Origin of the sequence: Pseudomonas nunensis (assembly GCF_024296925.1) — a bacterium.
GTDB classification, from domain to species: Bacteria; Pseudomonadota; Gammaproteobacteria; order Pseudomonadales; family Pseudomonadaceae; genus Aquipseudomonas; species Aquipseudomonas nunensis.
This window is the reverse complement of the sequence record NZ_CP101125.1, coordinates 5,507,570-5,519,611: the sequence shown is the minus strand read 5'-3', so window position 1 is coordinate 5,519,611 and position 12,042 is coordinate 5,507,570. Positions and strand designations below refer to the sequence as shown.

Below are 12,042 nucleotides of genomic sequence, written 5' to 3'. Positions count from 1 at the left end.
GCCGTTTCCCAGTCGTAGATTTCATGGCAGGCCGGTTCTGGCCTACCGTTTCAAACGTGCGTCGCAGTCAGGGCGCTCAGTCGTATTCAGGAGCCCTGTGCAATGACGCGCACTTCAAAAATAATCACTTGGACCTTCGCCAGCCTGGTTGTCCTGCTGGCAATCCTGGTTTTGATCATCGTGTTCTTCGATTGGAACCGGATCAAACCGCCGCTCAATGCCAAAGTTTCCGAAGAACTGCATCGTCCGTTCGCCATTAATGGCAACCTCGCGGTGGTGTGGCGGCGCGAGCTCGATGAAGGCGGCTGGCGCGCCTGGGTGCCGTGGCCGCATGTGGTCGCCGAGGACTTGAGCCTGGGCAACCCGGACTGGTCGAAGCAGCCGCAGATGGTCACCCTTAAGCGCGTCGAGTTGCGCATCTCGCCGCTGGCCTTGTTGGCGCAACGCGTGGTGATCCCGCGCATTGACCTGACCGAGCCGAATGCCGACCTCCAGCGCCTGGCCGATGGCCGCGCGAATTGGACGTTCAAGTTCGACCCCAAAGACCCGAACGCCGAACCGTCGAATTGGGTGGTGGACATCGGCGCCATCGGCTTCGATAAGGGCCACGTCACCCTCGACGACCAAAACCTGAAAACCCAGCTGGACGTGTTGATCGATCCGTTGGGCAAACCGATTCCGTTCAGCGACATCGTCGGTGACAAAGCGGCGAAAACCGCAGTCGAGAAGGGCGGTGCTCCCCAGGACTACGCGTTCGCGATCAAGGTGAAGGGCCAATACCACCAACAGAAACTCGCCGGTGGAGGCAAGATCGGTGGCCTGCTGGCGTTGCAAGACGCGGCCAAGCCGTTTCCACTGCAAGCCCAAGTGAAGATCGCCGACACCAGCGTCGAACTGGCAGGCACCCTGACCGATCCGCTGAACCTCGGCGCGTTGGACCTGCGCCTGAAACTCGCCGGCAGCAGCTTGGCCAACTTGTACCCGCTGACCGGCGTGACCCTGCCGGACTCGCCTCCCTACGCCACCGACGGTCACTTGACCGCCAAGCTGCATGACCCGGCTGGCGCGCAGTTCCGCTATGAAGGCTTCAACGGCAAGATCGGCAACAGTGACATTCACGGCGACCTGGCTTATGTCGCCAGTCAGCCGCGGCCCAAACTCAGCGGTTCGCTGGTCTCCAATCAATTGCTGTTTGCTGACCTCGCGCCGTTGATCGGCGCCGACTCCAACGCCAAGCAAAAGGCCCGTGGCGGTGAAAGCAAGCAGCCGACGGACAAGGTGCTGCCGGTCGAGGAATTCAAGACCGAGCGCTGGCGGGATATGGACGCGGATGTCGAATTCACCGGCAAGCGCATCGTCCACAGCGAAAAGCTGCCGTTCACCGACCTCTATACCCATCTGGTTCTGACTGACGGAGTGCTGAGCCTGGAGCCCCTGCGTTTCGGCGTGGCCGGTGGCAAGCTCGATGCGCAGATTCGCCTCAATGGCCGCACCGAACCTTTGGAAGGGCAGGCGAAGCTCACCGCGCGGGGCTTCAAGTTGAAGCAGTTGTTCCCGACCTTCGAACCGATGAAAACCAGTTTCGGCGAATTGAACGGCGACGCCGATATCTCGGGTCGTGGCAACTCCGTTGCCAAGTTGCTGGGCACTTCCAACGGCAAGCTGAAAATGTTGATCAACGACGGCGCCATCAGCCGTGAGTTGATGGAGCTGGCCGGGCTCAACGTCGGCAACTACGTGGTCGGCAAGATCTTTGGCGACAAGGAAGTGAAGATCAACTGCGCAGCGGCGGACTTCGACATCAAGACCGGTCTGGCGACCACACAGTTGTTTGTCTTCGATACCGAGAACGCGATCATCTACATCGATGGCACCGCGAACATGGCGACGGAACAACTGGACTTGACCATCACCCCGGAATCCAAGGGATGGCGGTTGATTTCGTTGCGCTCGCCGCTGTACGTGCAGGGCAAATTCATCAAGCCGAGTGCCGGGGTGAAAGCTGTGCCGTTGTTGCTGCGCGGTGCGGGCATGGTGGCGCTGGGCGTGATTGCTGCGCCGGCGGCTGGGTTGCTGGCGCTGGTGGCGCCGAGTGGTGGAGAGCCGAACCAGTGTGCGCCGTTGTTGGAGCAGATGAGGGCGGGCAAGGCGCCGGTTACCGTCAAGCCAACCAAGTAAATTGATGGCGTCTGCGAAGACGCCTTCGCGGGCAAGCCTCGCTCCTACAGGTAATGCGGCGTTCGAAACACACCACAAAACCTGTTGGAGCGAGGCTTGCCCGCGAAAGCGATCTACCAGGCGCTACAGGTCTTTCAGAATGTCGGCCATATCGTCGGCATGTTCTTCTTCCTGAGCCAGGATGTCTTCGAAGATGCGCCGTGTGGTCGGGTCTTTTTCGCCGATGTACTGGATGATCTCGCGGTAGCTGTCGATGGCAATCCGCTCGGCGACCAGGTCTTCGTAGACCATCTCCTTGAGGTTGTTGCCGGCCACGTATTGAGCGTGGGAGTTTTTCGACAGCAGGTCGGGGTTGAATTCCGGCTCACCGCCCAGTTGCACGATGCGCTCGGCCAGACGGTCGGCGTGTTCGGCTTCCTGGTTCGCGTGTTCGAGGAATTCGTCGGCGGCCACGTGGGCCTTGAGGCCGTTGGCCATGAAGTAGTGGCGCTTGTAGCGCAACACGCAGACCAGTTCGGTGGCCAACGATTCATTGAGCAGGCGCAGCACCTCGTCTAGGTCGGCGCTGTAGCTTTCGGTCACGGCACCGTTTTCGACGTTCTGGCGGGCGCGTGCACGCAGGGTGGTTACATCAGACAAATGCATGTCGCTCATCTCGATCTCCTGGAGGCTAATCCGGTTTGCGTCACGCCTCTGGGGACGTAATCGCTACTTAAGGTGTGAGTTATGAGCGCTGCAGAAAGTTTTATGTAATTGAACCAGCGGTCAACCTTTGTTGATCTGGATCACGCAAGGCATGCCCTGACGCCCGCGCCTCCTCGCGCAGCCATTCGAAAAACGCCCGCACCGGCGGATGCCGTTCGCGTGTCGTGGGGCTGAAGTAAAGCGTGTTTGGCGGATGTCATAGGCTGGTCATGTTCGCTGGCGATGCTTGGCTGATGTCTTGCATCCCGCCTTGCGTCACCCCATCGATCACAAGGATGTCCGCCCATGTCGCAAGGTTCCGCCCCGCGTTACCCGTTGGTGCTGGTCCCCGGAATGCTCGGGTTTATCCGCGTGCTTTTTTATCCGTACTGGTTCGGGATCGTCGCGGCGTTGCGCCGGGGTGGTGCGAGCGTGTTTGCGGTGCAGGTGTCGCCACTCAATTCCACCGAAGTGCGTGGCGAGCAGTTGCTGGCGCGGATCGACGAGATCCTGCGGGAAACCGGCGCCGAGAAGGTCAACCTGATCGGCCACAGCCAGGGTTCGCTGACTGCGCGCTATGCCGCCGCCAAACGTCCGGACCGCGTGGCTTCAGTCACTTCGGTGGCCGGGCCCAATCACGGTTCGGAACTGGCGGATTACCTGCACAAACACTACCCGGCGGACAGCGCCAAGGGCCGGGTGCTCAGCGTTTTGCTGCGGATAATCGGCGCCTTGATGAGCCTGCTGGAAACCGGCTATCGCGGGCCGAAGCTGCCGGTGGACATCAACGCTTCGCATCATTCCCTGACGACCGACGGCGTGGCGCAGTTCAACCAGCGTTATCCACAGGGCTTGCCTGAAACCTGGGGCGGACAGGGGCCGGCAGAGGTCAACGGTGTGCGTTATTACTCCTGGTCCGGCACCTTGCAGCCGGGCAAGACCGATCGCGGCGGCAATCTGTTCGACGGGACCAATCGGTTTTGCCGGTTGTTTGCGACAACGTTCGTGCGCGAAGCCGGGCATTGCGACGGGATGGTCGGGCGTTACAGCTCACATTTGGGCACGGTGATTGGCGATGAATATCCGCTGGATCATTTCGACATCGTCAACCAGTCGCTGGGGCTGGTGGGGAAGGGCGCGGATCCGGTGCGGTTGTTTGTCGAGCATGCGGCGCGGTTGAAGGCCGCCGGGGTTTAACCCCCAGACCGCGTCATCGTTCTTCGCGAGCAAGCCCGCTCCCACAGGGGAATGCATTCCAAATGTGGGAGCGGGCTTGCTCGCGAAGGCGTCCTCTCAAGCTACGCGAATCCTGCGCCCCAACACCGTAGTCCAGCGCTCCGAAAGAATCACCCCACCCAACGTCAACATCCCGCCCACCAGGTGATACATCGCCAACTGTTCATGCAGCACCACCGCCGCAATCAGCGCGGTAATCACTGGCAGCAGGTTGAAGAACAGCGTGGTCCGGCTCGGGCCCAAGCGCACCACGGCTTGCATCCACGCCAGCGGCGCAATCATCGAGGCCAACAGGCAGGCGTAGAGCACCAGCGGAATATTCTGCAGGGTCAGGCCGGTCTTCGGCGAAATCACAAACAGCGGAAACAGCACCAGCACCGCCACCCACACCTGCATATACAACAACACCAGCGGCGGCAGGCGCAGCTGCCATTTCTTCAACAGCGTGCTGTAGATCGCGTAGGCCAGGGTCGCGATCAGCATCATTGCGTCGCCCAGGTTCACCCCATGTTCCAGCAACGCGCCGAGGCTGCCGGATGACACCACCACCAGCACACCGGCGAACGACAACACCGCACCAGCCAGTGCGCCGGCGGTCAGGCGTTGGCCGAGGCTGATAATCGCCATCGCCAGGGACATCAATGGCATCAACGACAGAATGATGCCCATGTTGGTGGCCGTGGTCAGGCTCGCGGCGAAGTAGGCCAGGCTCTGATAAACCGCCATGCCGAGCACGCCGAGGATGAAAATCTTGCCCAGGTTCGGGCGGATCATCGGCCAGTGGGCGATCACCGGTTTGAGCATGAAGGGCGTGAACAGCATCCCGGCCAGCAGCCAGCGATAGAAGCCGATCTCGGCGGGGAAAATCGCGCCGGCCGACATCTTGGTGATTACGGTGTTGCCGGCCCAGATAAAAATGGCCAGCAGGGGATACATGTATTGCATGAGGGAAAAACCAGGACGTTGATGAGGGGCAATTATCCGCTTGTCTGGATGCAAGCCTATACTGCGATCCAGACAATCGGCCCCGGATGACGGACAGCATGAGCAGTAAACACATCGATCTGCTGGATTTCAGCGAACTGCCGGCCCCGGTGTACTTCCGCTACGCCGACTTCGACACCCACGAATACGCCTCGGCCCATCGCCATCCGTGGGGCACGCTGGAGTATTCGGCCAACGGCGTGTTGCACATGGAAATCGGCAACAGCCGCTTCATGTCGCCGCCGCAGTACGCGGTGTGGGTGCCACCGCAGACCGAGCACAGTTTCTACAGCAACCAGCCGATCAACTACCGCGCGGTGTGCCTGGCGCCGTCGCTGTGTCGCGACCTGCCGCAACAGGCTTGCACTCTGGCGATCAGCGACATCCTCAAGGCGATCCTCAAGGACTTCGCCGCCCGAGACGTGAAAATCCCGGAGCACGAAACCGACGTGCGCTTGGCCCAAGTACTGGTGGACCAGTTACAACAGGCGCCCGAACACGCCTGTTATCTGCCCTACGCCCGCAATCCGGGTTTGCTCGGGATACTCGAAGCCTTGCAGGCTGAGCCCGGAGACAACCGGCCATTGGCCGACTGGGCGGCGCAGATTCATGTCAGCGAGCGCACCCTCGCCCGGCAGTTCTTGCGTGAGCTGGGTATGAGCTTCGGCGAATGGCGGCAACGCCTGCGGTTTCTGGCGGCCATCGAGGCTTTGGACAGCCAGCGCAGCATCCAGAACATCGCCTTCGACATGGGTTACAGCACCGGTTCGGCATTTATCGCGATGTTCCAGCGCCAGGCCGGGTGCACACCGGAACAGTATCGACGCAGCCACCTTGAAGGCAGGAATGTGTAACAGCTGTTGTCTACACTTCAGGGCGAGGCCGCATCCATCGGTGCGGCAACAAGGAGAAAACTCCATGAAGATGTTGCGTGTCCCTTTGTTGATGATCGGTTTGCTGCTCTGCTCCCAGGGCTTCGCCGCCACGGCCCAACAGAACAAAATGACCACCTGCAATGCCGACGCTACCGCGAAAAGCCTCAAGGGCGATGAGCGCAAGACATTCATGAGCACGTGCCTCAAAGCGGCTCCGGCCGCCAATGACGCGAAAACCTTGACCCCGCAGCAAGAGAAGATGAAAACCTGCAACGCCACCGCCGCCACCCAGGCGCTCAAGGGCGATGCGCGTAAAGCGTTCATGAGTGATTGCCTGAAGAAAAAGTAGGCCTTTGGATTAAACTCAATCCATTGTGGGAGCGGGCTTGCTCGCGAATGCGGTCTTCAATTCAGCCCCTTATTCGCCTGACACACCGCTTTCGCGAGCAAGCCCGCTCCCACATTGAGTCCTGCAGACATCGATCCATTGTGGGAGCGAGCCTGCTCGCGAAGAGGCCAGTCAGGGCACCGAAAAAAGCCGTCAGTCCCCCGACCAAGGTCGACCTACACAATCCCTAGTGCTGGCCCCGGATCGCTGGCAGACTGCCCATCCTTTTACGCCGTTCGTTTTGAGGCTGTATGCCAACGTTTTCTCAACGTCACGTCTTGCTGTTTATCAGTTGGGTCATCATCTTCGGTGGTTTGCTACTGGTCATCCCTCTGCGCCTGCTGCCCAGCCTGCTGGCCGGGCTATTGGTATTCGAACTGGTCAACATGCTCACGCCGCAATTGCAGCGGCTGATAGAAGGTCGCCGCGCCCGTTGGCTGGCCGTGGCGTTGCTCGGCACGTTGGTGGTCAGTGTGCTGGCGTTGATCTTTGCCGGTGCAATCAGCTTCCTGCTGCACGAAGCGGAAAACCCCGGCGCTTCCCTCGACAAATTCATGCACGTGGTCGACCGCGCCCGCGGGCAACTGCCGCCGTTCATCGACGCCTACCTGCCGGCCAGCGCCGCCGAGTTCCGCGTGGCCATCGGCGAGTGGATGAGCAAACACCTCAGCGATTTGCAGCTGGTGGGCAAGGACGCGGCGCACATGTTCGTGACGTTGCTGATCGGCATGGTGCTGGGCGCGATCATCGCCTTGCAGCGGGCACCTGACGTGACCAAGCGCAAGCCGCTGGCCGCTGCCTTGTTCGACCGCTTGCACCTGCTGGTCCAGGCGTTTCGTAACATCGTGTTTGCGCAGATCAAGATTTCCCTGCTCAACACCTTTTTCACCGCGATCTTCCTCGCGCTGATCCTGCCGATGTTCGGCATCAAGCTGCCGCTGACCAAAACCCTGATCGTGCTGACATTCCTGCTCGGCCTGCTGCCGGTGATCGGCAACCTGATGTCGAACACCCTGATCACCATCGTCGGGTTGTCGCTGTCGATCTGGGTCGCCGTGGCGGCGTTGGGTTATCTGATTTTTATCCACAAGCTCGAATACTTCCTCAACGCGCGCATTGTTGGCGGGCAGATCAGTGCCAAGTCGTGGGAGTTGCTGCTGGCAATGCTGGTGTTCGAGGCCGCGTTCGGCCTGCCTGGGGTGGTGGCGGGGCCGATTTATTACGCGTATCTGAAGAGTGAGTTGAAGCTGGCGGGGATGGTTTGATTCGAGAGGTGTGTTACCTGATCTGGCCTCTTCGCGAGCAAGCCCGCTCCCACATTTGACCGAGTTCCAGATTTGGAATGCGGTCAAATGTGGGAGCGGGCTTGCTCGCGAAGGGCGCACTGCGGTTTCAGATCAATCCATCGAGCCGTAACGCTTCATGGCCTCAATCGCCAAACCGCTGCCGATGCTGCCAAAGATGTTGCCTTCCACATGCCGTGCGTTCGGCAGCATCGCCGAGACGCTGTTGCGCAGCGCCGGAATCCCGCTCGAACCGCCGGTGAAGAACACCGTATCGACCTGATCAACCCGCACGTTGGCATCGTTCAGCAGTTGCGTGACGCTGTTGCGCACGCGCTCCAGCAGGTTGTCGATGGCGGACTCGAACAATGCGCGGGTCAATTCAACGCTCAGGCCCGGCTCGATGCGGTCCAACGGTACGTGGCGGCTGTCGGCGTGGGTCAGCTGGATCTTGGTTTCTTCCACTTCCATGGCCAGCCAGTGGCCGGCGCGCTGGTCGATCAGCTTGAACAGGCGATCGATGCCGCCGGTGTCTTCGATGTCGTAGCGCATGCTGCCCAGGGCCAGGGTCGACTTCTGCGAGTACACCGAGTTGATGGTGTGCCAGGTCGCCAGGTTCATGTGGTGGCTGGTGGGCATGTAGGCGCCGCTCTTCATGCGGCTGCCGTAGCCGAACAGCGGCATCAGGCCTTGCAGGCTCAACTGCTTGTCGAAATCGGTCCCGCCGATGTGCACGCCGCCGGTGGCGAGGATGTCATCGTGGCGGTTGTCGTGCATGCGGCGCTCGGGCGACAGGCGCACCAGCGAGAAGTCGGACGTACCACCGCCGATGTCGACAATCAGTACCAGCTCTTCTTTTTCGATGGTCGACTCGTAGTCGAACGCAGCGGCAATCGGCTCGTACTGGAACGACACGTCCTTGAAGCCGATGGCCCGGGCCACGTCGACCAAGGTGTTTTCAGCTTCCTGGTCGGCCAGTTCATCGTCGTCGACGAAAAACACCGGGCGACCCAGCACCACTTCTTCAAACTCGCGACCGGCGGCCGCTTCGGCGCGCTTCTTCAACTGGCCGATAAACAGCCCCAGCAGGTCCTTGAACGGCATCGCCGTGCCGAGGACGCTGGTGTCGTGCTTGATCAGCTTGGAACCCAGCAGGCTCTTGAGCGAGCGCATCAGCCGGCCTTCGTAGCCTTCCAGGTACTCGTGCAGCGCCAGCCGGCCGTACACCGGGCGGCGTTCTTCGATGTTGAAGAAGACCACCGAAGGCAGGGTGATCTTGTCGTCCTCCAGCGCGATCAGCGTTTCCATGCCGGGGCGCAGCCAACCGACGGTGGAGTTGGACGTGCCGAAGTCGATACCACAGGCACGGGCTGGGGATGCGTTTTTCATGTCTTTCGAGTTCCGGTTAAAAAACGGCCGCGCAGTGTATGTCAGTGCGGCGAAGATTCGAAGGCCGACTATCCGCTAAATCACCATCAATAGCGCCTTGATAAGCTGGCCGGACGCCCCAAACTTGTCTGCATCGACCCTGGCAGCCATTTGGCGGTCGCAAGAACCGCCAGCCGCTGCCGATAAACTTCTGATGCGCTGCCCGGTCACAATCTTGAGATCGGTCAACCCGGTGGCTGTTAATACGCGCATGCTGCCGGCAGTGGCGCGATTTTGATAACGGATGGTGATCCTTAGATGGACTTCAAAGACTATTACAAGATTCTCGGTGTGGAACCGACCGCTGACGATAAGACGATCAAGGCCGCCTATCGCAAGCTGGCTCGCAAATACCACCCCGACGTCAGCAAGGAAAAGGACGCCGAGGCCAAGTTCAAGGACGCCTCGGAAGCCTATGAAGCGCTGAAAAGTGCGGACAAGCGCGCCGAGTACGACGACTTGCGCAAATACGGCCAGCACGGCCAGCCGTTCCAGGGCCCGCCGGGTTGGCAGGGGCGTGGCGGTGGCGGCGGTTTCGGTGGCGGTCAGGACACGGGCGATTTCTCGGACTTCTTCAGTTCGATCTTCGGCAACCGGGGTCCTGGTTTTGGTGGTGAGTCGCGTCGCAGTGCCGGACGTCGAGGGCAAGACGTGGAAATGGAACTTGGGATTTTTCTGGAAGAGACCCTCTCGAACGAATCGAAGAAGGTCACCTTTCAGGTGCCGCAATACAACGCGGCCGGCCAGCATGTGAGCAACACCCCGAAAAGCCTGAACGTGAAGATCCCGGCCGGTGTGACCGACGGCGAGCGTATCCGCCTCAAGGGCCAAGGGGCTCCAGGCGTCGGTGGCGGCGCCAATGGCGACCTGTTCCTGATCATCCGTTTTGCGCCGCACCCTAAATTCGACGTCGAAGGCGAAAACCTGATCATCACTTTGCCGCTGGCACCGTGGGAACTGGCGCTGGGCGCGGAAGTGGCGGTGCCGACCCTGACCGGCAAGATCAACCTCAAGGTTCCGGCCGGCAGCCAGAACGGCCAGCGCATGCGCGCCAAGGGCCACGGTTTGATGAACAAAAAGGGTGAGCGGGGCTTCCTGTTCGTGCAACTCAAGGCTGTGATGCCTAAAGTCCTCGATGATGAGACCAAGGCGTTGTGGCAGGAACTGGCGAAGAAAGCCGCGTTCGACCCGAGAGAAAATTTTTGATCCGCTAGAACTATGGAGCTACTGACTATGAGCAGTCCCCTGATCGTTCAACTGGACATGGCAGAATTCTGTGAGGCGACCGACCTGTCGGACGTCTACGTGATCGAAATCGTCGAACACGGCATCCTCGAACCTCAGGGCTCCGCGCCCAAGGACTGGCGTTTCAACGATTACGAACTGGCCCTGGCCAAGCGCGCCGCCAAGCTGCGGCGCGACCTGGAGCTGGAATGGGAAGGCGTCGCCCTGGCGCTGGACCTGCTTGAAGAGGTCCAGCAACTGCGGGCGGAGAACCGGATGCTCAAGCAGCGGTTGGGGCGGTTGGTGGTTGAGTAGCGATCAACCTGTGGAAGGCTTTCCTGTGGCGAGGGAGCTTGCTCCCGCTGGACTGCGCAGCAGTCCCCTTTTTTTGAGAGAAGAGAGGGGCCGCTACGCGACCCAGCGGGAGCAAGCTCCCTCGCCACAACGCGGTATCAAGCCTTGCGCGGCAACACCACCGTAAACAACGTCCCCTCCACCTCATTGGAACTGACTTCTATCGTCCCCCGATGAGCGGTCACCACTTCCTTGACGATAAACAATCCCAAGCCAAGGCTGGTCGACGGCTGCCCGAGTTCTTCGCTGGCCGTGCGCACCAGCGGGTCGAAGATCGTGCTGAGCGCATCCTCCGGAATCGGTACGCCAAAGTTATGCACCGTGAGGCTCACAGTATCGGGCTCACCGATGAGGTTCACCGTGACATCGCGCTGGTTCGTGCCATGTTGCAACGCATTGCCGATCAGGTTCTGCAGCAACTGAGCGATACGCCCGGCATCCCAGTTGCCTCGAGTGTCGCCGCTGATATTGAGCATGGGATCGCATTCGGGGTTGCCGGCGCAGGCCTGGGCAATCGCCTCATGCGCCGCGTCGGCCATGTCCATCGGTCCAGGTTCGATCGGCAGGCTCTTGCCCAGGCGACTGCGCACCAATTCCAATAAATCCGCGACCATCACCGACATGTGCCGGGTGCCACGCTGGATGTGGTGCAAACAGGCCAGGGCGTCGCCTTCAAGATTGACTTTGCGCTGCAGCAACTCGGTGGACATGCTCACTGCCTGCAACGGTGCGCGCAGGTCATGGCCGAGGATGGCGAGGAAGATGTCCCGCGAGTGGTTGACCTGCTCGGCATAAGCGGCGGTCGATTCGGCCAGGGCTTCGTCGATGGCTTCGTTGAAGCGGATCATGTCCTGGAAATACGCCAGGTCCGGGGCTTGCAGACTATTGACCCACAGCCGAATCACGCAGGCCCGAAGATGGCGGAACTCGGACGTCATCTGCACCAGATCGAAACCGACGTTGTGCCGCAACTCGCCATGGCTGGCGGCGGCCTGATCCAGGCTGGGGGTTTTCTCCGGACCGTCGCCCATGGCCTTGGCAGCTTGTTCCTGAGCGGTCTGGGCGGTGTTCATGTCCCGCGCGGCTGCCAGAAGAATCGAGCTGGCGTGATCGCGCAAGGTGATGCGATCAAGGTTTTCGTCCGGCGTGATGACGCGGGCGAATTGCTCCCACTCATCGACGATACGATCAACCTCAACCACGATGAATTCGCTTAGGCGCATGGACGATGGTTCCGAACAAAAAATGACCGTTGATGGAGCAGCATCTTAGCCTCTTCACGGCCGCGTAAACACTGCTGAATGCGTGGGTGCAGGTTGAGTGACCCGGCAGGTGGTATTTATATATATCCGGTATTTCATTTATTACCGTGTCCGCAGGTTTTTAACCCTGTTGTCCGCAGGATTTT

The 12,042-nt window shown here is 60.4% G+C and carries 11 protein-coding genes and 1 pseudogene; 7 read left to right on the top strand and 5 right to left on the bottom strand.

The window, feature by feature from the left end; translation table 11 throughout:
* The first annotated feature begins 102 nt into the window (after positions 1-102).
* The gene (locus NK667_RS24295; protein WP_054616380.1) at positions 103-2,178 is read left to right on the top strand and encodes an AsmA family protein; all 2,076 of its coding nucleotides are present in this window, start codon (positions 103-105) and stop codon (positions 2,176-2,178) included.
* A gap of 123 nt (positions 2,179-2,301) precedes the next feature.
* Here NK667_RS24295 and NK667_RS24290 read toward each other — a convergent pair whose 3' ends face one another.
* Both NK667_RS24290 and NK667_RS24285 read right to left on the bottom strand, forming a co-directional pair.
* The gene (locus NK667_RS24290) at positions 2,302-2,832 is read right to left on the bottom strand and encodes a ferritin-like domain-containing protein (protein ID WP_054616379.1); all 531 of its coding nucleotides are present in this window, start codon (positions 2,830-2,832) and stop codon (positions 2,302-2,304) included.
* 91 nt (positions 2,833-2,923) lie between these two features.
* Positions 2,924-3,043 (bottom strand): annotated as a pseudogene (locus tag NK667_RS24285) (hypothetical protein); the annotation flags it as partial.
* Between the two features lie 125 nt (positions 3,044-3,168).
* Between NK667_RS24285 and NK667_RS24280 the strand changes: the two are divergent.
* Positions 3,169-4,059, top strand: coding sequence for an esterase/lipase family protein (locus NK667_RS24280; RefSeq protein ID WP_054616378.1), 891 nt, complete (start codon positions 3,169-3,171; stop codon positions 4,057-4,059).
* Positions 4,060-4,155: 96 nt separating this feature from the next.
* Here NK667_RS24280 and NK667_RS24275 read toward each other — a convergent pair whose 3' ends face one another.
* Positions 4,156-5,043, bottom strand: coding sequence for a DMT family transporter (locus NK667_RS24275; RefSeq protein WP_054616377.1), 888 nt, complete (start codon positions 5,041-5,043; stop codon positions 4,156-4,158).
* Positions 5,044-5,141: 98 nt separating this feature from the next.
* Here NK667_RS24275 and NK667_RS24270 point away from each other — a divergent pair, with 98 nt between their 5' ends.
* The 3 genes from NK667_RS24270 to NK667_RS24260 all read left to right on the top strand — a co-directional run bounded on the left by NK667_RS24270 (position 5,142) and on the right by NK667_RS24260 (position 7,610).
* The gene (locus NK667_RS24270; protein WP_054616376.1) at positions 5,142-5,936 is read left to right on the top strand and encodes an AraC family transcriptional regulator; all 795 of its coding nucleotides are present in this window, start codon (positions 5,142-5,144) and stop codon (positions 5,934-5,936) included.
* A gap of 64 nt (positions 5,937-6,000) precedes the next feature.
* Entirely contained in the window at positions 6,001-6,306 is a 306-nt protein-coding gene (locus NK667_RS24265) for a PsiF family protein (RefSeq protein WP_054044065.1), read from the top strand.
* Between the two features lie 290 nt (positions 6,307-6,596).
* Positions 6,597-7,610, top strand: coding sequence for an AI-2E family transporter (locus tag NK667_RS24260; protein ID WP_054616375.1), 1,014 nt, complete (start codon positions 6,597-6,599; stop codon positions 7,608-7,610).
* Between the two features lie 132 nt (positions 7,611-7,742).
* On the opposite strand, the gene NK667_RS24255 is transcribed toward NK667_RS24260, so the two are convergent.
* Positions 7,743-9,017, bottom strand: coding sequence for an Hsp70 family protein (locus tag NK667_RS24255; protein WP_054044063.1), 1,275 nt, complete (start codon positions 9,015-9,017; stop codon positions 7,743-7,745).
* A gap of 297 nt (positions 9,018-9,314) precedes the next feature.
* Here NK667_RS24255 and NK667_RS24250 point away from each other — a divergent pair, with 297 nt between their 5' ends.
* Complete coding sequence (locus NK667_RS24250) at positions 9,315-10,262, top strand: DnaJ C-terminal domain-containing protein (protein ID WP_054044062.1); 948 nt, start codon at positions 9,315-9,317, stop codon at positions 10,260-10,262.
* A gap of 27 nt (positions 10,263-10,289) precedes the next feature.
* On the top strand, positions 10,290-10,595 hold the full coding sequence (locus tag NK667_RS24245) for a chaperone modulator CbpM (protein WP_054044061.1): 306 nt from the start codon (positions 10,290-10,292) through the stop codon (positions 10,593-10,595).
* Positions 10,596-10,732: 137 nt separating this feature from the next.
* On the opposite strand, the gene NK667_RS24240 is transcribed toward NK667_RS24245, so the two are convergent.
* Positions 10,733-11,857, bottom strand: a complete 1,125-nt coding sequence (locus NK667_RS24240; protein ID WP_054044060.1) for a sensor histidine kinase — start codon at positions 11,855-11,857, stop codon at positions 10,733-10,735.
* Between the last annotated feature and the right edge of the window lie 185 nt (positions 11,858-12,042).

Bases quoted from the DNA above. Each gene is read 5' to 3' on its own strand.
- NK667_RS24275 (WP_054616377.1), bottom strand. From the start codon at position 5,043: ATGCAATACATGTATCCCCTGCTGGCCATTTTTATCTGGGCCGGCAAC.
- NK667_RS24295 (WP_054616380.1), top strand. From the start codon at position 103: ATGACGCGCACTTCAAAAATAATCACTTGGACCTTCGCCAGCCTGGTT.
- NK667_RS24240 (WP_054044060.1), bottom strand. From the start codon at position 11,857: ATGCGCCTAAGCGAATTCATCGTGGTTGAGGTTGATCGTATCGTCGAT.
- NK667_RS24255 (WP_054044063.1), bottom strand. From the start codon at position 9,017: ATGAAAAACGCATCCCCAGCCCGTGCCTGTGGTATCGACTTCGGCACG.
- NK667_RS24265 (WP_054044065.1), top strand. From the start codon at position 6,001: ATGAAGATGTTGCGTGTCCCTTTGTTGATGATCGGTTTGCTGCTCTGC.
- NK667_RS24270 (WP_054616376.1), top strand. From the start codon at position 5,142: ATGAGCAGTAAACACATCGATCTGCTGGATTTCAGCGAACTGCCGGCC.
- NK667_RS24260 (WP_054616375.1), top strand. From the start codon at position 6,597: ATGCCAACGTTTTCTCAACGTCACGTCTTGCTGTTTATCAGTTGGGTC.
- NK667_RS24250 (WP_054044062.1), top strand. From the start codon at position 9,315: ATGGACTTCAAAGACTATTACAAGATTCTCGGTGTGGAACCGACCGCT.
- NK667_RS24290 (WP_054616379.1), bottom strand. From the start codon at position 2,832: ATGAGCGACATGCATTTGTCTGATGTAACCACCCTGCGTGCACGCGCC.
- NK667_RS24245 (WP_054044061.1), top strand. From the start codon at position 10,290: ATGAGCAGTCCCCTGATCGTTCAACTGGACATGGCAGAATTCTGTGAG.
- NK667_RS24280 (WP_054616378.1), top strand. From the start codon at position 3,169: ATGTCGCAAGGTTCCGCCCCGCGTTACCCGTTGGTGCTGGTCCCCGGA.